At 61.9% G+C, this 22,907-nt stretch carries 25 protein-coding genes and 1 tRNA gene; 11 read left to right on the forward strand and 15 right to left on the reverse strand.

Features of this window, described 5'->3' with window-relative positions; genetic code table 11:
* Positions 1-121 precede the first annotated feature (121 nt).
* The 4 genes from C6W91_RS08390 to C6W91_RS08405 form a co-directional block, all read right to left on the reverse strand.
* A complete protein-coding gene (locus C6W91_RS08390; protein WP_370570746.1) occupies positions 122-688 on the reverse strand; it encodes a sarcosine oxidase subunit gamma in 567 nt (188 codons plus the stop codon).
* On the reverse strand, positions 681-3,710 hold the full coding sequence (locus C6W91_RS08395; protein ID WP_370570747.1) for a sarcosine oxidase subunit alpha family protein: 3,030 nt from the start codon (positions 3,708-3,710) through the stop codon (positions 681-683). The genes C6W91_RS08390 and C6W91_RS08395 overlap by 8 nt, the downstream gene beginning before the upstream one ends.
* Positions 3,711-3,810: 100 nt before the next feature.
* A complete protein-coding gene (locus C6W91_RS08400; RefSeq protein ID WP_274829103.1) occupies positions 3,811-4,152 on the reverse strand; it encodes a sarcosine oxidase subunit delta in 342 nt (113 codons plus the stop codon).
* Positions 4,153-4,258: 106 nt separating this feature from the next.
* Entirely contained in the window at positions 4,259-5,503 is a 1,245-nt protein-coding gene (locus C6W91_RS08405) for a sarcosine oxidase subunit beta family protein (RefSeq protein ID WP_065270487.1), read from the reverse strand.
* Between the two features lie 246 nt (positions 5,504-5,749).
* Here C6W91_RS08405 and ccmI point away from each other — a divergent pair, with 246 nt between their 5' ends.
* From ccmI to C6W91_RS08420, 3 genes are read left to right on the forward strand one after another with little or no spacing between them, the layout of a single operon-like run.
* Positions 5,750-7,000, forward strand: coding sequence for a c-type cytochrome biogenesis protein CcmI (gene ccmI / locus C6W91_RS08410; RefSeq protein WP_370570748.1), 1,251 nt, complete (start codon positions 5,750-5,752; stop codon positions 6,998-7,000).
* The gene (gene ruvX / locus C6W91_RS08415; RefSeq protein WP_274829099.1) at positions 6,997-7,470 is read left to right on the forward strand and encodes a Holliday junction resolvase RuvX; all 474 of its coding nucleotides are present in this window, start codon (positions 6,997-6,999) and stop codon (positions 7,468-7,470) included. The genes ccmI and ruvX overlap by 4 nt, the downstream gene beginning before the upstream one ends.
* Before the next feature lie 4 nt (positions 7,471-7,474).
* Positions 7,475-7,708 carry a DUF1289 domain-containing protein gene (locus C6W91_RS08420; RefSeq protein WP_065273486.1) on the forward strand — a complete coding sequence of 78 codons (234 nt, stop codon included), beginning with the start codon at positions 7,475-7,477 and terminating at the stop codon, positions 7,706-7,708.
* Between the two features lie 68 nt (positions 7,709-7,776).
* Here the strand turns inward: C6W91_RS08420 and dusA are convergent, their stop codons facing one another.
* A complete protein-coding gene (gene dusA / locus C6W91_RS08425) occupies positions 7,777-8,772 on the reverse strand; it encodes a tRNA dihydrouridine(20/20a) synthase DusA (protein ID WP_370570749.1) in 996 nt (331 codons plus the stop codon).
* A gap of 335 nt (positions 8,773-9,107) precedes the next feature.
* Here dusA and C6W91_RS08430 point away from each other — a divergent pair.
* The 4 genes from C6W91_RS08430 to C6W91_RS08445 all read left to right on the forward strand — a co-directional run bounded on the left by C6W91_RS08430 (position 9,108) and on the right by C6W91_RS08445 (position 12,200).
* A tRNA-Ser gene (locus C6W91_RS08430) sits at positions 9,108-9,197 on the forward strand.
* A 354-nt stretch (positions 9,198-9,551) separates the two neighbouring features.
* Positions 9,552-10,385, forward strand: a complete 834-nt coding sequence (locus C6W91_RS08435; RefSeq protein WP_370570750.1) for an LOG family protein — start codon at positions 9,552-9,554, stop codon at positions 10,383-10,385.
* 3 nt (positions 10,386-10,388) lie between these two features.
* Positions 10,389-11,768 carry an MBL fold metallo-hydrolase RNA specificity domain-containing protein gene (locus C6W91_RS08440; RefSeq protein WP_370570751.1) on the forward strand — a complete coding sequence of 460 codons (1,380 nt, stop codon included), beginning with the start codon at positions 10,389-10,391 and terminating at the stop codon, positions 11,766-11,768.
* A 72-nt stretch (positions 11,769-11,840) separates the two neighbouring features.
* On the forward strand, positions 11,841-12,200 hold the full coding sequence (locus tag C6W91_RS08445; RefSeq protein WP_370570752.1) for an STAS/SEC14 domain-containing protein: 360 nt from the start codon (positions 11,841-11,843) through the stop codon (positions 12,198-12,200).
* 11 nt (positions 12,201-12,211) lie between these two features.
* On the opposite strand, the gene C6W91_RS08450 is transcribed toward C6W91_RS08445, so the two are convergent.
* The 10 genes from C6W91_RS08450 to C6W91_RS08495 are packed head-to-tail and all read right to left on the reverse strand — an operon-like array spanning position 12,212 to position 19,592.
* Entirely contained in the window at positions 12,212-13,030 is an 819-nt protein-coding gene (locus C6W91_RS08450; RefSeq protein ID WP_370570753.1) for a F0F1 ATP synthase subunit gamma, read from the reverse strand.
* Positions 13,023-14,567: a F0F1 ATP synthase subunit alpha gene (locus C6W91_RS08455; RefSeq protein WP_274837187.1), complete on the reverse strand. Its 1,545-nt coding sequence runs from the start codon at positions 14,565-14,567 to the stop codon at positions 13,023-13,025. Before C6W91_RS08455 ends, C6W91_RS08450 begins: the two co-directional genes overlap by 8 nt.
* 3 nt (positions 14,568-14,570) lie before the next feature.
* On the reverse strand, positions 14,571-15,305 hold the full coding sequence (locus C6W91_RS08460; RefSeq protein ID WP_274837188.1) for a F0F1 ATP synthase subunit delta: 735 nt from the start codon (positions 15,303-15,305) through the stop codon (positions 14,571-14,573).
* 2 nt (positions 15,306-15,307) lie between these two features.
* The gene (locus tag C6W91_RS08465; protein ID WP_065270496.1) at positions 15,308-15,553 is read right to left on the reverse strand and encodes a F0F1 ATP synthase subunit C; all 246 of its coding nucleotides are present in this window, start codon (positions 15,551-15,553) and stop codon (positions 15,308-15,310) included.
* Between the two features lie 13 nt (positions 15,554-15,566).
* Positions 15,567-16,235 carry a F0F1 ATP synthase subunit A gene (gene atpB, locus C6W91_RS08470; protein WP_274833442.1) on the reverse strand — a complete coding sequence of 223 codons (669 nt, stop codon included), beginning with the start codon at positions 16,233-16,235 and terminating at the stop codon, positions 15,567-15,569.
* Positions 16,235-16,522 carry an ATP synthase subunit I gene (locus C6W91_RS08475; RefSeq protein WP_274835907.1) on the reverse strand — a complete coding sequence of 96 codons (288 nt, stop codon included), beginning with the start codon at positions 16,520-16,522 and terminating at the stop codon, positions 16,235-16,237. The genes atpB and C6W91_RS08475 overlap by 1 nt, the downstream gene beginning before the upstream one ends.
* The gene (locus C6W91_RS08480) at positions 16,519-16,806 is read right to left on the reverse strand and encodes an AtpZ/AtpI family protein (protein WP_065270499.1); all 288 of its coding nucleotides are present in this window, start codon (positions 16,804-16,806) and stop codon (positions 16,519-16,521) included. The genes C6W91_RS08475 and C6W91_RS08480 overlap by 4 nt, the downstream gene beginning before the upstream one ends.
* Positions 16,803-17,264, reverse strand: a complete 462-nt coding sequence (locus C6W91_RS08485; protein ID WP_370570754.1) for a F0F1 ATP synthase subunit epsilon — start codon at positions 17,262-17,264, stop codon at positions 16,803-16,805. The genes C6W91_RS08480 and C6W91_RS08485 overlap by 4 nt, the downstream gene beginning before the upstream one ends.
* On the reverse strand, positions 17,261-18,715 hold the full coding sequence (gene atpD, locus C6W91_RS08490) for a F0F1 ATP synthase subunit beta (RefSeq protein WP_370570755.1): 1,455 nt from the start codon (positions 18,713-18,715) through the stop codon (positions 17,261-17,263). Before atpD ends, C6W91_RS08485 begins: the two co-directional genes overlap by 4 nt.
* A gap of 1 nt (position 18,716) precedes the next feature.
* The gene (locus C6W91_RS08495; protein WP_370570756.1) at positions 18,717-19,592 is read right to left on the reverse strand and encodes a universal stress protein; all 876 of its coding nucleotides are present in this window, start codon (positions 19,590-19,592) and stop codon (positions 18,717-18,719) included.
* 218 nt (positions 19,593-19,810) lie between these two features.
* On the opposite strand from C6W91_RS08495, the gene C6W91_RS08500 reads away from it, so the two are divergent.
* The 4 genes from C6W91_RS08500 to C6W91_RS08515 are packed head-to-tail and all read left to right on the forward strand — an operon-like array spanning position 19,811 to position 22,847.
* Positions 19,811-20,770, forward strand: coding sequence for an HlyD family secretion protein (locus tag C6W91_RS08500; protein ID WP_368948083.1), 960 nt, complete (start codon positions 19,811-19,813; stop codon positions 20,768-20,770).
* Positions 20,767-21,189 (forward strand): ATP-binding cassette domain-containing protein, encoded by a 423-nt coding sequence (locus tag C6W91_RS08505; RefSeq protein WP_370570757.1) that lies wholly within the window; start codon positions 20,767-20,769, stop codon positions 21,187-21,189. The genes C6W91_RS08500 and C6W91_RS08505 overlap by 4 nt, the downstream gene beginning before the upstream one ends.
* A gap of 15 nt (positions 21,190-21,204) precedes the next feature.
* On the forward strand, positions 21,205-21,705 hold the full coding sequence (locus C6W91_RS08510; RefSeq protein WP_370570767.1) for an AAA family ATPase: 501 nt from the start codon (positions 21,205-21,207) through the stop codon (positions 21,703-21,705).
* The gene (locus C6W91_RS08515; RefSeq protein WP_370570758.1) at positions 21,702-22,847 is read left to right on the forward strand and encodes an ABC transporter permease; all 1,146 of its coding nucleotides are present in this window, start codon (positions 21,702-21,704) and stop codon (positions 22,845-22,847) included. The genes C6W91_RS08510 and C6W91_RS08515 overlap by 4 nt, the downstream gene beginning before the upstream one ends.
* Positions 22,848-22,907 lie beyond the last annotated feature (60 nt).

The raw sequence follows: 22,907 nt of genomic DNA on the forward strand, positions 1-22,907 counted from the left end.
TTCAAAATTCAGCACCTCAAGACAGCAGAACAAACACCTGATCAAAAACAAAAAACGTGCCCCGAGGGTCCGGGACACGTTATTGGATGGATCGATTTCGCACAACCCAGAAGGGCCGGTGTCAGTAGACGCCAACCTTTGATTGCGGGTGGGCAGATGCTTTCAACAGATTGAAGACATAGCCCGCAACCGAGCGGAAGCAGACAATGTGGAAGGTCTCCTCTTCATCCAGCCAGAAGGCCGCAGCCACCTGCGCCATGCGGGTACGGCGGAAATCGCCAGGGGTGAAGGCTGCCGCATCGAAATCCACAGGACAGACCTTGCCCAGAGCCTCGCGCGCACCTGCGCCCGAGAGGTGGAAAAAAGCCCGCGCATCAGAGACATTCACCGCCAGAGCGTGCTCGCCCGACAGAGCTTCTGCCAGCGCCGCGGTCTTGGCTTCGGCGTCGGCATATGGCAGCAGCAACAGCAGCTCATCCGGGGACATCCAGGCCACGGCACCGTTCTCGGCGGTGGTGGTCCGGCGCGGCTCCGGCACATCTGCGCCGGTGGCCACCTTCACCGCCTGTCGCAGGGTCTTGGAGGACAGATCGCCGCGCAGGGTGATCATCCCCTGCAGTCCGGCCTCTTCCAGCGTGGCCATTCCGGCGTAGCTGGCGCCGCCCAGGACGCTCACAGGATTAGACATTCTGCTTTTCCCCTTCCTTGTCGTAGAAGACCGGATCGACGATCCGCGCCTTGAAGATGGTGCCATCGGTGCCGGGGAAGTCGAGAACCTCTCCCATGCGGTCGGGGCCGTGTTTCACCAGTCCCATCGCGATCCCCTTGCCCAAGGTCGGGGAATAATAGGTCGAGGTGACCCGGCCGATGGTGTTTTTCTGGCCGTTGGCATTGACGCCATTGCCGACCGCATAGGCGCCGTCCGGCAGCACCGACCCGTCGGTCGTCTCAAGCCCCACCAGTTTCCAGCGTTCCGGATCCGCCATATGGCTGCGCAGCTGCGCGCGCTTGCCAATGAAGTCTTCCTTCTTCTTGGAAATCGCCCAGTTCAGCCCCAGATCCTGCGGAATGACCGTACCGTCGGTTTCATCCCCGATCATGATAAAGCCCTTCTCCGCGCGCAGCACGTGCAGGCATTCCGTGCCATAGGGCATCACGCCAAACTCCTGTCCGGCCGCCATCAGCGCATCCCAGAAAGCCTGACCATCAGAGGCGGCGACTGCGATCTCGTAGGACAATTCACCCGAGAAGGAGATCCGGTAAACCCGGCATTTGAAGCCGCCGATCTCTCCGTCCTTCCATTCCATGAAGGGCAGCGCCTCCTTGGAGACATCCAGTCCGCCACCGGCCTCGCCGTTCAGCTTTTCCAACACCTTGCGCGCCTTAGGACCGACCACCGCGATCTGAGCGTACTGCTCGGTCACATTGGCGACGTAGACTTTCCAGTCCCACCATTCGGTCTGCAGCCATTCTTCCATATGGGCATGGATGCGGTCGGCGCCGCCGGTGGTGGTGTGGCATAGCCAGGTGTCCTCGTCGATGCGGGCAACCACGCCGTCATCCGACAGGAAGCCGTTCTCGGAGCACATCAGACCATAGCGACATTTGCCGACTTTCAGGGTCGACATCATGTTGGTGTACATCATGTCGAGGAACCGCCCGGCATCAGGGCCTTTGACGATCAGCTTGCCCAGGGTCGAGGCATCCAGCATCCCGACGTTCTGGCGGGTGTTGGTGATCTCGCGGTTGACCGCCTCCTTCACGCTTTCGCCGCTGCGCACATAGGCGTAGGGACGGCGCCAGTGGCCAACCGGCTCCCAGTCAGCGCCATTGCCATCGTGCCAGTCGTACATCGGCGTCTTGCGCAGGGGCTGGAAGATCTCGCCGCGCGCCTCGCCGCCGATCGCGCCCATGGAAATGGGGTGATAGGGCGGGCGGAAGGTGGTGGTGCCCACCTGCGGGATTTCCGATCCGAGACTGTCAGCAAGGATCGCCAGACCATTGATGTTGCTGAGTTTCCCCTGATCCGTCGCCATGCCGAGGGTGGTGTAACGCTTGGTGTGCTCGACGCTTTCATAGCCTTCGCGGGCCGCCAGTTGCACGTCGGAAACCTTGACGTCGTTCTGGAAGTCGAGCCAGGCCTTCATGCGCAGGTTGATTTCCGCGCGGGCGGGCATCAGCCAGACCGGCTGCATCGGCGCCTCTTCCTGCGCTTCGCCCTTGGCGGCAGTGGCATCGGCTTTGAACCCGGCCGCAGCAGCGGCCTTGGCCCCGGCCTCGGCACCATCGGCCAGAACCGCATCCAGTGTCAGCGGGCCGCTGGCGGCACCAGCGGTCACCACGAAACCTGCACCATCTGCGCCGAGCGGCGGACGGGAGGGATCGGGGCGGAAATGCGCCTGCGCATCATCCCAAGTAAGCTTGCCGCCACAATGGGACCACAGGTGCACCACCGGAGACCAGCCGCCGGACATGGCGACCGCATCGGCTTCGACCTCTTCCTGGGCGCCGCCCTGACCATTCTGGGCGCAGATCGCGACCTTGGTCACATGCTTGCCGTCCTTGACCTTGGCAATGCCGCGGCCGCATTCGACACGGATACCAAGCGCGCGAACCTCATCCATCAGGGCGCCGCCACCGGCTTCGCGGGTGTCGAGCACGCGTACAACCTCGACGCCTGCACCATGCAGCGCCAGCGCGGTGCGATATGCATCATCGTTGTTGGTCGCTACCACCACGCGCTGCCCCGGGGTCGCGCCCCAGTTCACCACGTAATCGCGCATCGCTGCGGCCAGCATCACGCCGGGCACATCGTTGCCAGCAAACGACAGCGGCCGTTCAATGGCGCCAGTTGCGGTGACGATCTGTTTTGCACGGATCCGCCACAGGCGGTGGCGCGGACCACCCTGCCCCGGTGTGTGATCGGTCAACCGCTCGTATCCCAAAGCATAACCGTGATCATAGACGCCCGAACCCATGCAGCGGTTGCGCAGGGTCACGTTCTCCATCGCGGTGAGTTCCGCCAGCGCCTGTTCCACCCAGGCTTCGGGATCGTCGCCATCGATGGTCCCGCCATCGACCGGCGCACGGCCGCCCCAATGGGCGTTCTGTTCGATCACCAGCACCTTGGCGCCCGAACGGCCCGCCGTTAGCGCCGCCTGAAGGCCTGCGACACCGCCGCCAACAACCAGAACATCAGCAAAGAAGTAGAAGTGTTCGTAGGTGTCCGCGTCCTTCAGTTCGCGGTCCGGCGCCTGACCCAGACCTGCGGATTTGCGGATGATCGGCTCGTAGACGTGTTTCCAGAAGGGTTTGGGGTGGATGAACGTCTTGTAGTAGAAACCAGCAGGCAGGAACCGCGCCAGCTTGTTGTTCACCACGCCCACGTCGAACTCAAGGCTGGGCCAGTGGTTCTGCGACTGGGCGCTGAGGCCGGAAAACAGCTCGGTCGTCGTGGCGCGCTGGTTCGGTTCGAACCGCGCACCGGAGCCGAGGCCAACCAGCGCGTTGGGCTCTTCCGCGCCCGAGGCAACCAGCCCGCGTGGACGGTGGTATTTGAAGGACCGGCCCACCAGCAGCTGATCATTGGCCAGCAGCGCCGAGGCCAGCGTATCCCCGGCATAGCCCGTCATCCGCGTGCCGTTAAAGGTGAACTCGATGGGTTTGGAGCGGTCGATCAACCGGCCCTGATTGGCAAGACGCGTGCTCATGCTGCGAACCTTTCACGATAAAAGGCGGTGGTATTCGGTGTGTGTTCCGCGAAACGGGCCATGCCCGGCTGCGGTCGGTCTGTGCGACGAAGTGCGCCTGTCATGACTTGGCATCCGAAAACTCGCGCCAGCTCCAGCCGGGGCGTTTGGCGGTGATCGCGTCGCGGATTTCCTGCGGCGGCTCGGTGGTCTGCGCCGAATAGGTGCCAAAAACCTCAAGCGTCATGGTGCAGCGGGCCGCGTGGAACCACTTGCCGCAGCCATTGACGTGCCGCCAGCGTTCGAAATGCACGCCTTTGGGATTTTCCCGCATGAACAGATAGTCATGGAACTCATCATCCGAGGAGCCGGGACCAAAGCGCGTCAGATGCGCCTCACCGCCACCGTGCAGTTCGGTTTCTTCGGCTTTGACGCCGCAATAGGGGCATTCAAGGATCAGCATGGGCCATGCTCCGGTTTGGTCTGGTCTACTGCCCCCGAACCGAGGGCGGGGATCGGGCACGATGCAACGCAGGGCGTCACATTGGATGAACGAAGGGAAGCAACCATCAGTGCGCCACCCCTGCCGCGACGCTCTCGTCGATGAATTTGCCTTCCTTGAAGCGCATCATGGAAAATTCCTCGGCCAGCGGCGAATGGCCGGTTGCCATCAGCTCGGCCATAGCCCAGCCAGATCCCGGAATGGCCTTGAAGCCGCCGGTGCCCCAGCCTGCGTTGACGAAACAGTTCTGTACCGGCGTTTTCGAGATGATGGGCGAGCGGTCGCCGGTCACATCCACGATACCGCCCCACTGGCGCAGCATCTTCAGGCGCGACACCATCGGGAAAGTCTCGTTCAGCGCACGCACGGTCTCCTCGATATGGTGGAAGGACCCGCGCTGGGTGTAGTTGTTGTAGCCATCGGTACCGCCACCAATCACCATCTCGCCCTTGTCGGACTGGCTCATGTAGCCGTGCACGGTGTTGGCCATGACGACCACATCCATGCAGGGTTTGATCGGCTCAGACACCAGCGCTTGCAGCGCCACGCTTTCGACCGGCAGGCGGAAGCCCGCCATCTGGGACAGGTGCGAACAGTTGCCTGCAACCACCATGCCCAGCTTATCGCAATCGATCGCGCCCTTGCTGGTGTCGACACCGATGACCCGACCACCTTCAGTGCGCACGCCGGTGACTTCACATTGCTGGATGATGTCCATGCCCATGGCCGAACACGCCCGGGCATAGCCCCAGGCCACCGCATCGTGACGCGCGGTGCCGCCGCGCTCCTGCCACAGGCCACCCAGCACAGGGTAACGCGGCCCTTCAAGGTTGATGATCGGCACCAGTTCCTTAACGCGCGCGGGTTCGATCCACTCGGTAGACACGCCCTGCAGCGCGTTGGCATGGGCCGTGCGCTTGTAGCCGCGCACCTCATGCTCGGTCTGGGCCAGCATGATGACGCCGCGCGGAGAAAACATGACGTTATAGTTCAGATCCTGGCTCATGTCCTCGTATAGGGAACGCGCCTTTTCATAGATCGCCGCCGACGGATCTTGCAGGTAGTTCGAGCGGATGATGGTGGTGTTGCGCCCGGTGTTGCCGCCGCCCAGCCAGCCCTTTTCCAGCACCGCCACATTGGTGATGCCGAAATTCTTGCCAAGGTAATAGGCCGTGGCAAGGCCGTGCCCGCCCGCGCCGACGATGATCACATCATAGTGGCGTTTGGGCTCGGGGGCGCGCCAGGCGCGTTCCCATCCGGTGTGGTAGCGCAGGGCCTCCCGCGCGACTGCAAAGGCTGAATAGCGTTTCATGAGCGAATCCGATGATGCGTGTCTGTTCTTGGGTATGCCCGAGGGGCGGTTCCGGGCCGTGCCGTTTATCGTCGCATTTGTGCATAGTTGCGACATCACCTTTCTACCACGTCTGCGACCGTGCCGCACGGGGTCTGCCTCACCCATGAGCCGACTGACATACCGGGCACGACAGGGTGACGCAGCAGTTAGGCCTTTTTTCCGCGCCTGCGGAGATATAGATGGAGATCAAACATCGGAGTAAGCATGGTTTTCTGGATCCTCATCGCATTCATGGCCCTGGCCATCGCCGGATTGATGGCATTGGTTCTGCTGCGCAGCCGCGCAACGGGAGAGCCGCCAGCCGCCTATGACCTGCGCGTCTATCGCCAGCAATTGCGCGACGTGGACAAGGATCTGGCGCGTGGCGTGATCAACGAAGCCGACGCCGGCCGTATCCGCACCGAGGTCTCCCGCCGCATTCTGGCCGCCGATGCGCAGCTGCAGGAACAGACCGAAGGCGCGCGGCAACCCCGGATGGCGACCCGCGCGGTGGCGGTGATCATCGTTCTGGGGATCTGTGGCGGAACACTGGGGATATACGCGACCCTGGGCGCACCAGGCTATGGTGACCTCAGCCTCAAGAGCCGCATCGCCATGGCGCAGGAGCGCGCCGACAGCCGCCCCAGCCAGGCCGAAGCTGAAGTCCAGGTGCCGCCTTTCCCGGCGCCAGAGGTCGAAGACAGCTACCGACAGCTCGTCGATCAACTGCGCCAGACCGTGGCCAAGCGTGAAGACGACGCTCAGGGTCAGGCCCTGCTGGTACAGCACGAGGCGAACCTCGGCAATTTCATCGCGGCCTATCAGGCCAAGGAAAAGTATATCGACATCATGTCCGGCGATGTGGAAGCCGCCGATTTCGGCGAGCTGGCCGAGCTGATGATCATGGCAGCCGGTGGCTATGTCTCTCCCGAAGCGGAAAAGGCGCTAAGCCAGACGCTGCGGCTGGACCCGGAAAACGGACCGGCACGCTATTACTACGGGTTGATGCTGGGACAGGTGGGACGGCCTGACCTCTCCTACCAGATCTGGGCGGAAACCCTGCGCAAGGGCAATGCCGATGATCCCTGGGTCCGCGGCATTCAAAGCCAGATCGAAGAGATGGCCGTGCGTGCCGGGGTCGATTATCAGCCGATCCAGCCCAAAGGCGCGCCGACCCCGCCCTTTGCTGGCGCCATGCCCGGCCCCGATGCGGCGGACGTGGAGAACGCCGCCGAGATGAGCGAAGCCGACCGGGCCGAGATGATCCGCGGCATGGTGGCTCGCCTGTCGGACAGGCTCGCGACCGAAGGTGGCACGGTCCAGGAATGGTCCCGTCTGATCGGGGCGCTGGGAGTGCTTGGCGATCTGGATCAGGCCCGCGTCATCTATGACGAAGCTCGCCAGACCTTTGCCGGGGACGCCGCCGCGCTTGACATGATCACCCAGGCCGCCCGTCAGGCAGGGGTGGCCGAATGATCCTTGATACCTTTGAAGAATTCGCCGCCGCCCTGCCCTCTTACTCCGCGCTGGTCGGGCTGGATCTGGGCGAGAAAACTATCGGCGTCGCCGTGTCCGACCGGATCGGCGCGGTGGCCACACCGCTGGAAACCATCCGGCGCAAGAAGTTCACCCTCGACAGTGCGCGCCTGCTAGAGATCATCAAGGAACGCGAGGTAGGCGGCATCCTGCTCGGCCTGCCGCGCAATATGGATGGCAGCGAAGGACCTCGCTGCCAATCCACCCGCGCCTTTGCCCGCAACCTGACGCGACTGACCGAACTGCCGATCGGCTTCTGGGACGAAAGGCTGAGCACAGTTGCCGCCGAAAAAGCCCTGCTGGAGGCGGATACGTCCCGCAAACGCCGCTCTGAGGTGATCGACCATGTCGCCGCCTCCTATATCCTGCAGGGAGCGCTGGATCGGATGAGGCATTTGGGCAATGGATGACGGCATGAGCGACAAGGTCTGGAAACGCGACGAAATCCAGTCGCCTTGCATCAAGATCTGTGTGGTTCACCCCGCAGAGCGGATCTGCACCGGCTGCTACCGCTCGATTGACGAAATTACCCAGTGGTCGCGGATGAGCAATGATGAACGCGCTGCGGTGATGGAAGAACTGCCGGGGCGTGCCGCCGGGCTGACCAAACGCCGTGGCGGTCGCGCTGCCCGGCTGGAGCGCAAATAACGCCGCCCGCGTACAGCGGTCAGTCAGCACAGGATTGATTATTCACCGGTTTCCGGCTGACTGATGCCTCAGGCGGCAGAGCGCTCTGCCACCTGTGACAGCGCTTCCAACACCAAATCAGGACCGGCCCCCGGACGGTTCGCCCTCTCGGAGAGGATCCGCCGCCATGCACGCGCGCCGGGTTTACCGGCAAAAAGACCCAGCATATGTCGGGTAATCTGATGCAGCCGCGCGCCATCGCTCAACTGCCGCTCGATATAGGGAAGCATCTCATGCACCACGGCGGATGCGTCGCGCGGCTCGCCGGTGCCATAGATCACCGGGTCGGCAGCCGACAGAATATCGGCGGGCTGGTGATAGGCCGCGCGTCCGACCATGACGCCATCAAGGCCCCGGTCCAGATGTTCCCGCGCCGCGTCCAAGGAGGCAATGCCACCGTTCAGTGAGATATGCAGATCGGGAAACGCCGCCTTCATTTGATGCACCAGATCGTAATCCAGCGGCGGGACATCCCTGTTTTCCTTGGGTGACAGCCCTTGCAGCCAGGCCTTGCGCGCGTGGATCGTCACGCGTCGGCAACCCGCCGCGCGAATTTTCTCCAGAAACACCGGCAGGATGTCCTGCGGTTCCTGCTCATCGACGCCGATGCGGCATTTGACGGTGACATCGACCTGGACCTTGGCGCGCATGGCCGCCACGCACTCCGCCACAAGATCCGGCGTCTGCATCAGAACCGCCCCGAAGGCACCGGATTGCACCCTGTCGCTGGGACAGCCGCAATTGAGGTTCACCTCATCATAGCCCGCCTCTTCGCCAAGCCGCGCGGCCTCGGCCAGTTCCTGCGGCTCGGACCCGCCCAGCTGCAGCGCCACCGGGTGCTCCTCGGGGTTGAAGGCCAGCAGATGCAAGGCCCCACCCCGCACCAGCGCAGGTGCGGTGACCATTTCTGTGTATAGGAGTGTCTCACGGCTCAACAGGCGATGCAGGTAACGACAGTGCCTGTCGGTCCAGTCCATCATCGGCGCCACACTCAGACGCGCTGCTTGTTCCAGCTTGGTATTCACAGCCTTGGCTCCATCCTCAATACGGCCTGCCTTCGGCGCAGGCCGGGGTGCCCAGTCGTACGCGATTCGACAGGGCTGGGGTGTAGCACATTTCACCGGAGGCGACAGGGAGCCACGGGAATCCCCCAGCGCCTTGAACGTCGCCCCCTGCCCCAAACCAGATTTCGCGGCGAATAACCGCCCCGAACAAGGCAGGAATTGCCCACTGCGAGCATTGCAGACAGGCCATCCTGAGGTGCCTTAGAACCGGACATTTCGCCCCTCGAAAAACATTGGATTTTTTGCCGAATATGGTCTTGCAATCCCCCCCGAAATACACCAAAAGTGCGCCTCACGGAGAGGTGGCCGAGTGGTCGAAGGCGCACGCCTGGAAAGTGTGTAGGCGGGAAACCGTCTCCAGGGTTCGAATCCCTGTCTCTCCGCCATTACCCTTAGATGCTCAATTTTCAGACCCGTTTGTGGCTGGATTTCGTTGCCATTTCAGGCGACCATGTGGACGTGGCCCAGCGCCGGGCGTCTACGTCTCCATGGCAAAAAGAGCGGTCACATGAACGCTCCACGCCATTGATCTTTGTCAACGTGCTGGACCTGTGGGCTGCGATAATGCCCCAGCGCCCGGCAGAGCGGGCGCCCTGCGGAGGCACAGGGTGAAACACAGATCGAAACAATCGCATAAACCGGAGCCGGCGCACCCCGAGCGGCGGCAAACGGACCTGCCTTGGAAGAACCCGAAGCCCTCTCATGAAGATCCGGAGGCTCTGTCTCTGGTCCAGGCGATCATGAGGTCACCAGAGTACAGGCGCGCGGACGAGGACATCGATTACCTGCAAAGTGAAGACACCCGCGGCGTCCGGCTGCAGTTGGACTATCTCAAGGCAGAGCGGCTCCTTGAGCACCATCGGATCAAACACTCCATTGTGGTCTTCGGAAGCACCCGGATCCCGGAGCCGAAAGCCGCCCAGCGCAAGGTGGCAGAGCTCGAGGCGGTTCAGAACGGTCCTGCAGAGCACTGGCCTTCGGGCCTCGAACGCGATGTGAGGATCGCAAGGCGCCTTCTGGACAAAAGCCACTATTACGAGGTTGCGCGTGAATTCGGACGCATCGTTGGGGCACAGGAGCAAACGAACGGCGACAAGCTGGCACTGGTTACGGGTGGTGGGCCAGGCCTGATGGAAGCCGCAAACCGCGGTGCGCATGATATGGACGCAACAACCGTGGGACTGAACATTACCCTGCCGCACGAGCAGTTCCCAAACCCCTATCTGACCCCCGGATTTTGTTTCCGGTTCCACTATTTCGCGATCAGAAAGCTGCATTTCCTGCTCCGGGCACGAGCCCTGGTGATCTTTCCGGGCGGCTATGGCACGCTTGATGAGTTCTTTGAGGCCCTCACCCTGATCCAGACCCGTAAGATCGCGCCGATGCCGCTGATCCTGGTCGGAGAAGACTACTGGCGCGGCGCCTTTGATCCCGAATTTTTGGTCGACGAGGGTGTCATCGCCCCCGAGGACCGGGACCTTTTCTGGTTCGCCGAAACGGCCGAGGAAATCTGGGAGGACATCCAACGCTGGTACGCCCGTGCCGGAAAATCCATCGTCGATCAGGAGGAATAGAGGATGCAGATTTCGTTTCACGGCGCCGCTGGTACCGTCACCGGGTCCTGCCATCTGGTGACAGTTGGCAACCTCAAAATCCTGGTGGATTGCGGCATGTTTCAGGGCGGCCACGAACTCAAGGAAGAGAATGTCGGCGACTTCGGTTTCGACCCTGCCTCTATCGACGTCCTGCTGCTTACCCATGCGCATCTGGATCATTGCGGACGTATTCCGCTGCTGGTGAACCGGGGCTTCCGGGGCGACATCATTTGTACTGCCGCAACCCGGGATCTGGCCCGGCTGGTCATCCTCGATTCCGCGCATCTTCACGAAGAAGAGGCGCGTCGGCGGCAACGGCACTCCGAGAAAGGGCACAAACATCAGCCGCTCTATGACACGCTCGACGCGATCATGAGCTTTGACCACTTCAATCGCATCGCTGACTACGGCGTGCCCATCCGCCTTGGGCACGACGCAAGCGCCATCTTCTATGAGGCGGGCCACATCCTCGGCTCGGCCAGCATCCTGCTTAGCGTCACCGAGGACGGGCGCAATCGCCGCATCCTGTTCTCGGGCGATATCGGCCCATCGGACAGGCCGTTCCTGAGTAATGCTCAGCCGCCGGGTGATGCGGATATCATCGTGATGGAGACCACCTATGGCGATCGCGATCACCGCTCGCTTGAGGCCTCGGAGGATGAATTGCTCGAAGCCATCGCTGATACGCAGGCACGGGGCGGCAATGTCATCATTCCAACCTTTGCCCTGGAGCGGGCGCAGGAGCTGCTCTTCTTCATGAATGAAGGCATCAAACGGGATATCCTGCCACAGGATTTGAGGGTATTTCTCGACTCCCCAATGGCGATTTCGGCCACAAAGATCTTTCGCAGCCATCCCGAGGCGATGACCCGCGAAATCGCAGAGCAGATCCGGTCGGGGCAAGATCCCTTTTCACTGCCCGAGTTGGAATTCACGCGTGAGACGGCAGAATCGATGCAGCTCAACCACATACACTCTGGCGCGGTGATCATGGCGGGGTCGGGCATGTGCACGGGGGGTCGCGTCCGGCAACACCTGAGGCACAACCTCGCCCACGAAGAATGCAGCGTCATTTTCGTCGGCTTCGCTGCCGAGGGCACGCTCGCGCGTATCATCATCGACGGCGCTCAGTCGGTGAAACTGTTCGGCGATCACATCCCGGTCCGGGCTCGCATCCACACGATCAACGGATTTTCCGCCCATGCGGGCAAAAAGGAACTGCGCGCCTGGCATGAAAAGAACCGCACGCCCGACATTACCTTCCTGATCCACGGGGAAGAAGACGCGCGAAAAACCTTTGCAAAGGGCCTTGAATCGGAGCGGATCGAGTTTCCGACCATGCACCAGAGTTTCGAAATCTGACGGCGCGCCGGAGCGAACCCGCTATCGGCGATGCCCACCAAACAGACGCAATGCAGAAAGGACCGCAGGACGATGCTCAAAATCATGAAAGAAAGCGACGGGCCCGTCGTCGGTATACGGGCCTCCGGACTTTTGCACGAAAAGGACTACACCACTTTGTTGCCCGAACTCGAAGCGCGTTTTGACACCTACGGCAAACTGCGCCTCCTGTTCTTCGCTGACAGTGGTTTTGAAGGGTGGGATATCAGGGCCGCCTGGGACGACATGTCTTTCGGGCTAAAGCATGCCTCGGATTTTGAACGTCTCGCCCTTGTCGGCGCGCCCGATTGGGTCGTCTGGTGCCTCAAGCTCAGCGCGTTCCTGATGAAGGGCGAGGTCAAGGTGTTCGATGGCGATGCGCTTGATGCCGCCTGGGATTGGGTGCGGGCCTAACCCTGTCGGCGTTATTTGCCTTCGACCGCCTCGGAACCAACGATGACATCGAGCATGTCCGATGTCGTCTGCTCCTGCAGGGCCTGCCGTTCCTCTCTGCGCAACTTGTCGAAACGGGAGTCGATATTGCGCGTCGCCGCATCCATGGTCAGCAGCCGCACATTGTTTTCACAGGCAAGGCTTTCCATCAATGCATGGGCGATCTCGGCAAAGAGATATTCCCCCGCGAGCCGGTCCAGCAACTCTGGCGTGGGCAAATGGTGCAACGGCGGCGCAGCAGCGGCATTCTGCGGGGGATCTGCCGCGAGCGGCAGGACAGAGCGATTCACGACCGCGTAGGTGCCGCTTTTCTCATGCTGGGCAAAGACCACCCGCGCGTATGTCGCCCCTATCAACCGGTTGGTCGCCCGCCGCGCAAGTTGCGTCACACCGCTCACCCGCGAGGTCATCGGCAGCGCGATCTCCGGCTGCATGTGCATCTCGCCCGCAAGGATCTGACCGCGCCGCCCGATCAGCACAAGCCTCTCTTCTGGCATGCGGATCTCTTGCACATGCTCCATGATGCGCGTGTTGAAGCCGCCCACGAATCCGTTTTCCGAGGTGATCACCAGCAAGACAGGCGCGCCAGTCTCGTCTGGTGTCTTGCGCCCGGGCAATTGGCTGAGGCTCGCGATCGCGCGGTCCACCGTGGCACAGAAAGCCTGTGTGCCGATCAGCGCCTCCTGAGCTTCGCGTGCCCGCACAGCCGCCATGGACCGCATCGCCGTGACCAGAACGCCAAGCTGCCCAAGGCTTTCGAGCCGGGCCTCTATGCGGGCAAGTTCAACCACCTGACACGCCCTCAGCGCCGTGGATGCGGTTGAACTCATCCGCGCAGGACCGCGCGAACTCGCGCAGCGCATCGCGCGCCTCATCAGAAAGCGCATGCGTTTTGTCTATTTCGGCCACCACATTGGGGCGCTGGCTTGGCAGGCGCTGCGCCAGCATCTCCCGAAACTTGGGAATATCCGGCGGCGGCATCTCATCCAGCATGCCGTCGGATATGGCCAGCAGCAGGGCAACCTGCAGCGAAAGCGGCAAGGGCTGGTACTCGGGCTGCGCGAGGATCGCCCTTAACCGACGGCCATGAGCGATGGTTCTGGCGGTCTTGTCATCCACCATCGCACCAAAACGGGTGAAGATTTCCAGCTCAAGGTATTGCGCGTAGTCCAGCTTCAGCGATTGGGCGAGAGACTTGATTGCCTTGGCCTGCGTGGCGCCGCCGACGCGGCTGACACTCAACCCGACGTTCACCGCGGGCTTTTGCCCCTCATAGAACAGTTTCTGCCCCACGATGATCTGTCCATCGGTGATCGAGATCAGGTTGGTGGGAATATAGGCGGTCAGGTTCTCGGCCTGCGTCTCCGCAATCGGCAGGGCCGTCAGCGAGCCGCCACCAAGATCGGGCGCCAGTTTCGCAGCCCGTTCCAGCAAACGCGAATGCAGGTAGAAGACATCGCCGGGATAGGCCTCGCGCCCCGGGGGCTTGCGCAGCAGAAGCGACAATTGTCGGTAGACCATCGCATGTTTGGTCAGGTCGTCCATCACCAGCAGCGCATGCTGGCCCCGGTCGCGAAAATATTCGGCGATGCTACAGGCCGCAAAGGGGGTGATCCACTGCGCCCCGGGCGCAGCATCAGCGGCCCCCACAACGAAGATGCAGCGATCAATTGCCCCATGCGCGCGGATGGATTCGACCACGCGCGACACGGTCGAGCTTTTCTGCCCAATGGAGGCGTAGATGCAGACGACATCGGTGTCGCGCTGATTGATGATCGTATCGACCGCGATCGAGGTCTTACCCGTCTTCCGGTCCCCGATGATGAGCTGACGCTGCCCCCGCCCAAGGGGGATCATCGCGTCGACCACGGTCAGGCCAGTCAGCAAGGGTTCGGTGACAAGATCACGATCAACGATGCCGGGCGCAGGTTTTTCGATCGGATCATACCGCGCCGCGACAACCGGCGGCCCACCATCCAGAGGTTCTCCAAGCGGTGATATGATACGCCCCAGCAGCCCATCGCCAACCGGAACCCGCGCGATAGTCCCGGTATTGAAGACCCGGCTGCCTGCGGTGATTTCCTCGTAGGGCGACAGCAGCACGCAACCCAGGCTGTCTTCGGCGATGGTCATCGCCATTCCCATGCTGCCATCCTCAAAACGCAAAAGCTCATCAAGACGCGTCTGCCCCAATCCCGAAACATGCGCGACACCGTCCCCGATCTGCTCTACGCGTCCGACCTGCTCCAGCTCAGGCGCAAGACGGGTCTGCTCCAGCCGGTCGCGGGCGCCGGATATCCAATCAGAAAGCGGGGTTTCCAGAACCATGGCTCAGACCTCCAGCGCCTGCGCGGCGCGTTTCAGCCGGTCGGCCACGGAAAACCGCAGGGCGGCATGTGGGAAATGCAATTCCGCCCCGCCAAGGATCTCGGCCTTTTCAGTAAAAACCACAGCTACGTCCGCCCCGAAATACTTGGACAGGCAGGCATTCCAGGCTGCCTTCTCCTCATCCGAGAGATTATGAGCCGTCATCACGGTCATTGCAGCATTCTTGGCCTGCAGGTCGACCTTGAGCGTGTCGAGATCGCCCTGTGCCAGACCGTCAAGATGGGCCTGAACCTGCGCAAGCGTTTCCGGAAGCCTACAGGGACCACGAAGCGCCACCCGCGCCAGATCTGTCGCAAGCGCCTCAATCTGCTGTTTGAGCGATTGCAGCGCCTGATGTTTGTCCTCTTCGATTTTTGCACGCGCATCCGTCAGCAGCTGCGCTGCCTCTTTGCGCGCCGCCTCAAGGCGTTTATCCTTTTCGGCCTCCAGGGATTTGTGAAAGTCGGCTTCCCGTTCCTGCCGCTCTGCGGCAAGCTGCGCAGTCTTGTCCTCATAGGTGCGCCGGACGGCCTGCGCTTCTTCCAGTTTGTCCTTGGCCGCATCGCTTGCGGCCTTGTCCGCCGCTTCACGCTCTTCGATGATCCTGCGTATCGGACGGTAAAGGAACCGGCTGAGAAGCCAGATGACAATCAGGAAATTGACCGTCTGAAGTCCCAGTGTCCACCAGTCGATCTGCATTCTCAGCCCACAAACGGATTGGCGTAAAGAAGCAGCAGCGCGATGACGAGACAGTAGATCGCCATGGTTTCGATCATGGCGAGGCCGACAAACAGCGTCCGCGATAATGTCGCGGCGGCCTCTGGTTGCCTGGAAATTGCCTCCATCGCCGCCGCGATGGCACGCCCCTCGCTATAGGCGGGCATGATCGCACCGAATGACACGGCGACTGCCGCTCCGATGACGCTGACATGTTCGATATAGTCCATGATTTCCCTTTCCTTATGTCTCGACCGCGCCGACAGCGGCAGCGATGTAGACGGCGGCGAGAACGGTGAAGATGTAGGCCTGGATTATCCCGATCAGGATCCCGAGCAGCAGAAACGGGACCGGAACCAGTAGGCCGGTCAGAAACACCACGATGGCCAGGACGAACTCGTGGCTCATCATGTTGCCGAACAGGCGGATCATCAGCGAAAAGGTCCGCGTCAGCTCCGACAGGATATTCAGCGGCAGGAGAAGCGGGCTCGGCTCCAGATAGTGCCGCAGATATGGCCCCGTGCCGCGAATCTTCAGACCGTAGAAATGCACCGACAGGAAGACGATCAGCGCCAGCGCGGCGGGCGTCTCAATATGTCCGGTGGGCGGTGTGGCACCGGGCAGCACAGCCGCAAGATTGGCAAGGCAGAGGAACAGAAATAGTGACCCAAGCAGCGGCAGGAAGGGCCAGGGATCACGCCCGAGGATCTCGCGCAGCTGTTTCACGATGGCGAGCAGCACAACTTCGAGCGCCGCCTGAACAGGGCCGGCATCATGGGCGGGTTTACGCAAGGCGATGCGCAGGAACGCTGCCATGGCCAGCATCAACGCCCAGGTCGTCACCACGGCGCGGCTGATCGGCACCGGGCCGATGTGAAACAGGATATCGGGCAGCAGCGGGCTCGTGTCCATCAGCCCTGTCCTTTGACCCGCCGGATGGCGATCATGCGCGCCGCGATGAACCCCAGCAGCGTCAGGACCAGCGGCGCCGTGCCCTGCATGGCCGCCAATGCGAATGCCCCGGTTGCCAGCACCAGCCGCAGGCCAACGAACACCGCCGCGCGGCGCCATCCCGCATCAGCTTCGATTGCCGCAACCGTCCGCCCCAAAAGGACAAAATAGACAGCCCCCAGGACGAGGCCCGCAAGCAGCCAGGGAAGCAGGTTCACGAATTGGCTCAACAAAAGGTATAATGTCATTTCTCATTCATCCTGTGCCATGCAAGGAAAAAGCCGAAACAGGCGCCCGCAAATGTCAGGGCGCCGCTGAAGGTAACACCGGTGCCCAGCTTGCTATCAAGCCACCGGCCCAAAAAAACGCCGAGCAGCGTTGGCGCGACGATGAGCCAGCCCAGCGCGCCGATCATCGAAAGGTTCTTCCACAGGGGACGTTCGCCCTCCTCCTGCCATTTCTGGCGCCGGTCCTGGGTTGTGCGGATGACCTTCAGCATTTCATCGCGTTCGTTGTTGTCCGGATCACTCATGATCGCGCCTCCTCCCCTGCCCCCGGGCTGGCCCCGGCGTCCAGTCGTGGCGTGGTCGTCTCCTTGCGCGCGCCCCGCAGCAACCGTTCGAGCTGGCGCATCGTGGCCAGATGCAGGCGGTGTTCGGATTTGCGCGTCACATCTTCGTCGCTGTCCTCGCGCTGCAATTCCGCAATCGCGCTGGACCCGAGATCGGAAAGCTGATCCTCGCGCCAGGCGCCGCGGGCGGCGATGTCGATCCTGCTCCCGCCCTGCACCGTGAGGATGCCGCCCCGGATGACAACCACTCCGGAACGCGTCTTGGTCCGCCAGCTGACAACCGAAATTGGCAGGACCGTCAGGAAATCCGCATGTCCGGGCTGGATGCCAAAGGCGCCGGTATCGTCGCTTGCACGGACCGAGACGATGTCATCGACCTCCTCGACAATCTCCGTAGGGGTGGCGACGACAAGTTTCATGTGCTCTGCCGCAACTTGGCTTGCGCCGCCCGGGCGTCTTCCAGCGTGCCCACCATATAAAGCGCGCTTTCGTCCCAATCGTCGGTCTCACCGTCCAGAATGGACTCGCATCCGGTCAGCGTGTCTTCAAGACTGACCGAGACCCCGGCCCGTCCGGTAAATTGTGAGGTCACGACAAACGGCTGCGTCATGAACCGGATAAGGCGCCGCGCGCGCCCGACGGCCTGCCGGTCCGTCGCGCTCAGCTCGTCGATCCCGAGCAGCGAGATGATCTCCTGCAGTTCCCTGTACTGCTCGATCAGGCGCCGTACCCGCTCGGCCGTATCATAGTGGCGCTGACCGATAATCAGGGGATCGTGGAGCGATGAGCTTGAGGCGAGCGGATCAATCGCGGGATACAGACCTTCGCTGGCCATGTCCCGGCTGAGCACGATGGCACTGTCGAGATGGGTGAAGGTTTCCGCGACCGCCGGATCGGTGAAATCATCGGCCGGAACATAGACCGCCTGGATCGAGGTAACCGCTGCGCTGCGGACCGAGGCAATCCGTTCCTCCAGCTCTGCGATTTCCGTCGCCAGCGTTGGCTGATAGCCCACGCGTGACGGCAAACGCCCCAGCAGACCCGAGACCTCTGAACCGGCCTGAACAAAGCGAAAAACATTGTCGATCAGGAACAAGACGTCCTGCGCCATTTCATCTCGGAAATACTCGGCAACGGTGAGGGCAGAGAGCGCCACGCGCCAGCGCGCACCGGGTGGCTCATTCATCTGACCAAAGACCAGAACCGTTCTGTCGATCACGCCGGAGCGTTTGAGGTCGAGCCACAGCTCATGTCCCTCGCGGGACCGCTCCCCAACCCCAGCAAAGACCGATTGCCCCTTGTAACGGTCAGCGATGGAGCGGATCAGTTCCATGATCAGAACGGTCTTGCCAACCCCGGCGCCACCGAACATGGCGGCCTTTCCGCCGCGTGCAAGCGGAGCAAGAAGGTCGATCAGCTTGATCCCGCTCGAAAAAACCTCGGTGCCTGCATTCTGTACCGACAATAGCGGGGCGCGCCGGTGAATGCCGCGGCGTGGCGTGCTTTCGGGCAGGTCCGGCCCCTTGTCGATCGTCTCTCCGACCACGTTGATCATACGGCCCAACACCTGCTCTCCAACTGGCACAGTGATCGGGCTGCCGGTCGCCAGGACAGGCATTCCGCAAGCCAGCCCCGCCGTTTCATGAATGGCAACGCAGCGCACATGGGTCGGGTCGGCGTGTTGTTGTACCTCCAGCAGCAGTTTGCTCGGGCGGTCCCACTGTACCTCAAGCGCGCTATTGATCTCTGGCAAATCGCCCTCTGCAAAGCGCACCTCAATGACGGAGCCGTCAATGCGGGAGACGGCTCCATGCGCGCCTGTGCTGTCGCTTGGCGAGGGTGTCTGGATATCTGCTACGGTCTCGCTCATCTCAATGCATCATAAACAGAGAACGTTGGGCATGGTGTATCATATAGCGCGTGACGCCTCCGAAAATCGCCTCCCAGCTGCGGAAATGACCATATCCACCCATGACGATCAGCCCGCAGTGCAGATCGACTGCGGCTTCTGCCAGCACGGCACCGACGGGCTCGGCGCCCTTGCGGCGGGTCTCGGCCGTGCAGGGAACACCGTGCCAGGCAAGATGGTCGCGAATACTGTCGCTGTTCGGCTGGTCCTCGTGCGGGTCCGCCACGTGCACGAGAAAAACCTCCTGCAACGGCAAACCACTGGCGAGCCAGGCCGAGATCGCCCGCACGCAGGCGCTGCTGCCATCCCAGGCAATCATGACGCGGGATATGTCTACCTGCTGGCCGTCTTCCCCCGGCAGATAGAGCACCGGGCGCCCTGACCGCAACAAGGCAGCCTCCAGAACATTATCCGCCATCAGAGTGTATCTGGCGGTCTCAGGCGTAAAGATCGTCGCATCTGCGCGTCTGGCCAGGGGGGTGATCATCTCCTGCGGCTCCCCCTTGATCCGGTGCCATGCGCCGCTGGCAGTCGACGCGAGCGACGGTTTTTGCCGCAGCTCCAACCCGGCCTCCTTACGTAGCTTGGCAAACAACCGGCGCGACGCCTCGGCCGCGCTGCGCCCGTGATCTTCCATGCGGTCTCGGATGTCGGACAAAGGACCGTCCTGTTCGGTCGGCTCAATGCCCGTATAGATGAATGTCTCTTTCGGGTCCGGAAGCAGAAAGACCACATCCAGATGGCAGGGCAGACGCTTGGCCAGGGTGATGGCCCGGCTCAGGCTTGACGGGTCATAGCGTCCCGGTGCAATCGGCATCACGATGTTCCGCATTGCCATATTTTTTCCCTTTACCGACGCAGCCTTATCCCAAGAGACCACCAAAAAGCTGGGATCGCCTCCAATTCCCGACCGACGATAAAGCGGTCCTGCGCCTACGCTTTGACATAAATCAGGGATCGCAGCTGCCGCCGTTCCTATGGTCGCGCCTATGTACCTGACGTTCAAAACATGTGCAGACTGGCTGAGACTGTCATGACGGGGAGACCGGCATCGCAATGATGAGTTTCATGGTGCAGGCGACACGGGCGCTCTTCGCCCTGCCTTTTCTAATTCCGTCTTGTCAGGGACCCGATACGCATGTGGCGCTGGGCGTGCTTGCGCGCGAACGCGTTGCTCTCACCGCGACCGCCAACGAGATCATAACCGAATTGCCCGTCGCCGAAGGTCAGAGCGTGACGGCGGGGACGGTTCTAGTCCAACTTGATGACAGGCTGGCGCAAGCCAACCTTGATGTGACGCTGGCAAACCGGGCGCAGGCGCAGGCCGATCTGGAGCGGCTGCAAACCGGCGCGCGCGAGGAAGAAATCGCGATTGCACAATCCCGGGTCGATGGAACCCGGGCCGTCTATCACGAGGCGCAGAGTACGGTCGAGCGCAACAGCCAGTTGCTGAAACGCGGAACGATCACGCAGGCCAGCCTTGATCAGGACATCGCGCGGCGCAATGCCGCCCTGGCGGAACTGCAAAGCGCCGAACAGGCCTTGCTGGAAATCGAAACCGGCGCCCGCGAAGAGGACATTCGCATTGCCGAGGCCAAGCTGAGAGCAGCCGATGCGCAGGTCGCTGCCGAGCGGATCCGGCTGCAGAACCTCACAATCGTCGCATCCCGTGATGGCATTCTCGACAACCTGCCCTGGAGCCTTGGAGAGCGTGTGCCGATGGGCAGCCCGGTGGCAATCCTGTTGACGGATGATCGACCCTTTGCCCGAATCTATGTTCCGGAACCCGCCCGGGCAGGCCTCAAGATCGGCGCGGAAGTGCAGGTTGAGGTCGATGGGATCGAGGGCCGCTTTTCCGGCACCGTTCGCTGGATCAAGTCCGAGCCTGCCTTCACGCCCTATTACGCCTTGAACAAGGAACAGCGCAGCCGCCTTGTCTATATGGCCGAAGTGGACATGCCACCGCAGGCCGGTGATCTTCCGGTCGGATTGCCCGTGACGGCCTATCTGCCATGAGCGGAGTTGTGGTGGAAACCCATGGGCTGACCCGCATGTTCGGGACCAAGATGGCGGTCGACAAGGTTGATTTGAAGATCACCAAAGGTACGGTCTACGGCCTGCTGGGCCCAAACGGATCGGGCAAGACCACCGCCATGCGCATGCTGCTTGGTTTGCTGAAACCCACCGCCGGTGAGGCTCTGGTTCTGGGTACGCGGCTTCCGGGCAATGCAGAACCGCTCAAACGCCACATCGGATATATGACGCAGGGTTTCACGCATTACCGCGACCTGACCGTTCTGGAGAACCTCGGCTTCATCGCCGATATCCACGATTTCGGGGGCAGCCGAAAACGCGCCCGGATCGAAGAGCTTCTGGATACCTACGATCTGGCCGCGCAGGCCGATAAATTTGCCGGTGAGATGAGCGGGGGGTAGCGCCAGCGTCTTGCGCTGGCCGCGACGGTTCTGCACCGGCCCGAGTTGTTGTTTCTGGATGAGCCCACTGCCGCGGTCGATCCGGAAACACGGCGCAGTTTCTGGGAACAACTGTTTGATCTGGTCGAAGGCGGAACCACGATCATCGTGTCCACCCACCTGATGGATGAAGCCGAACGCTGCCACCAAATCGCGATCCTGGATCAGGGACGAAAACGGGCTGAAGGTGCACCGCGTGATCTGATGGCGAGTGTGCAGGGGCGCGTCATCGAAGTTTCGGGCCCAGACCTGAGGCCCGTCCGCCGTCATCTTTCGACCACCACAGGTATTTTGTCGGTGGCGCAGGTCGGATCGCGGCTGCGTGTGCTTGTCGCCACTGAAACCGATGATCCGCAAGCGACGGTGGCGGCGGCCGTTGCGGAGTTTGCAGAGATCCAAACGCAGCCCACGCGCCCCAACCTTGAGGACGTGTTCGTGCTGGCCACAGGGGAAAGAGTCGCGGAGAGGACGGCGTGATCTCCTACCGGCATATCCTCGCCATCATCCGCAAGGAGTTACTGCAACTGCGTCGGGACCGGCTGACCTTTGGCATGATTGTGATGATCCCGCTGATCCAGCTGGTCCTGTTCGGCTATGCGATCAACACGGAGGTGCGCCACATCCCCGCCGCCATCGTCGATCAGAGCAATACGGACGTCAGCCGCGCGCTGGTGCAGATGGTAGAGGCCACGCAGGTGGTCCGCTTTGAAAGCCGGTTCGCCACGGTGGCCGAGGCCGAAGGCGCGATCATGCGGGCCGAGGTCCGAGCGGCCTTCATCATTCCGAAGGACGTCAGCCAGCGCCTTGTCCGCAATCCGGCGGTGGGCGCACGGTTTTCCCAGGGCGCAACGGACACCACCGCGCGCCCCGTCGCCCAATGGATCGCGGATGGGTCGGACACGCTGGTGGCCGGCGCGATCCGGTCCCTGCGCACCATGCCGCTTGAGGCGCTGCTGCGCCAACCATCGCCCCGTCCCACCCCCACCTTTGAAGTCGCCTTGTTTTACAACCCCGAGCAACGAACCGTGGTCAATATCGTGCCCGGCCTGGTCGGGATCATCCTGACGATGACGATGATCATGTTCACCGCCGCGGCAATCGTACGCGAATCCGAACGGGGCAATATGGAGATGCTCATCGCGACCCCCATCCGTCCGCTGGAGCTGATGATCGGGAAGATCGTGCCCTTTGTCGGGATTGGCCTGATACAGGTCACCATCATTCTCGGGCTTGGATGGGCCTTGTTTTCGGTCACCACCACCGCGTCGGTTTGGACCTTGCTGGTGGTGACCCTGCTTTTCATCATCGCGAGTCTGTCGCTCGGGCTGGTCATCTCCACGATTGCCAAGAACCAGCTTCAGGCGATGCAGATGACGATTTTCGTGCTGCTGCCCTCGATCCTTTTGTCGGGGTTCATGTTTCCCTACGAGGGCATGCCGGAAGGCGCGCAGCGCCTGGCCGATCTGCTGCCGGTCACGCACTTTCTGCGGATCATCCGCGGCGTCTTTCTACGCGATGCCGGATTGGCCGACGTTCTGCCCGACGCTGCCTGGTTGATCGGCTTTGCGGTGCTGGGAATGACCATTGCATCGCTGCGGTTCAGGAAAAGGCTTGATTGAATGCAGATGCTTGGAAACATGACACCGCAGAGAAGGGCGATGTCGAAACACGCCAAAGGA

It is taken from the genome of Phaeobacter sp. SYSU ZJ3003, from assembly GCF_041300735.1.
Lineage (GTDB): Bacteria > Pseudomonadota > Alphaproteobacteria > Rhodobacterales > Rhodobacteraceae > Phycobacter > Phycobacter gallaeciensis_A.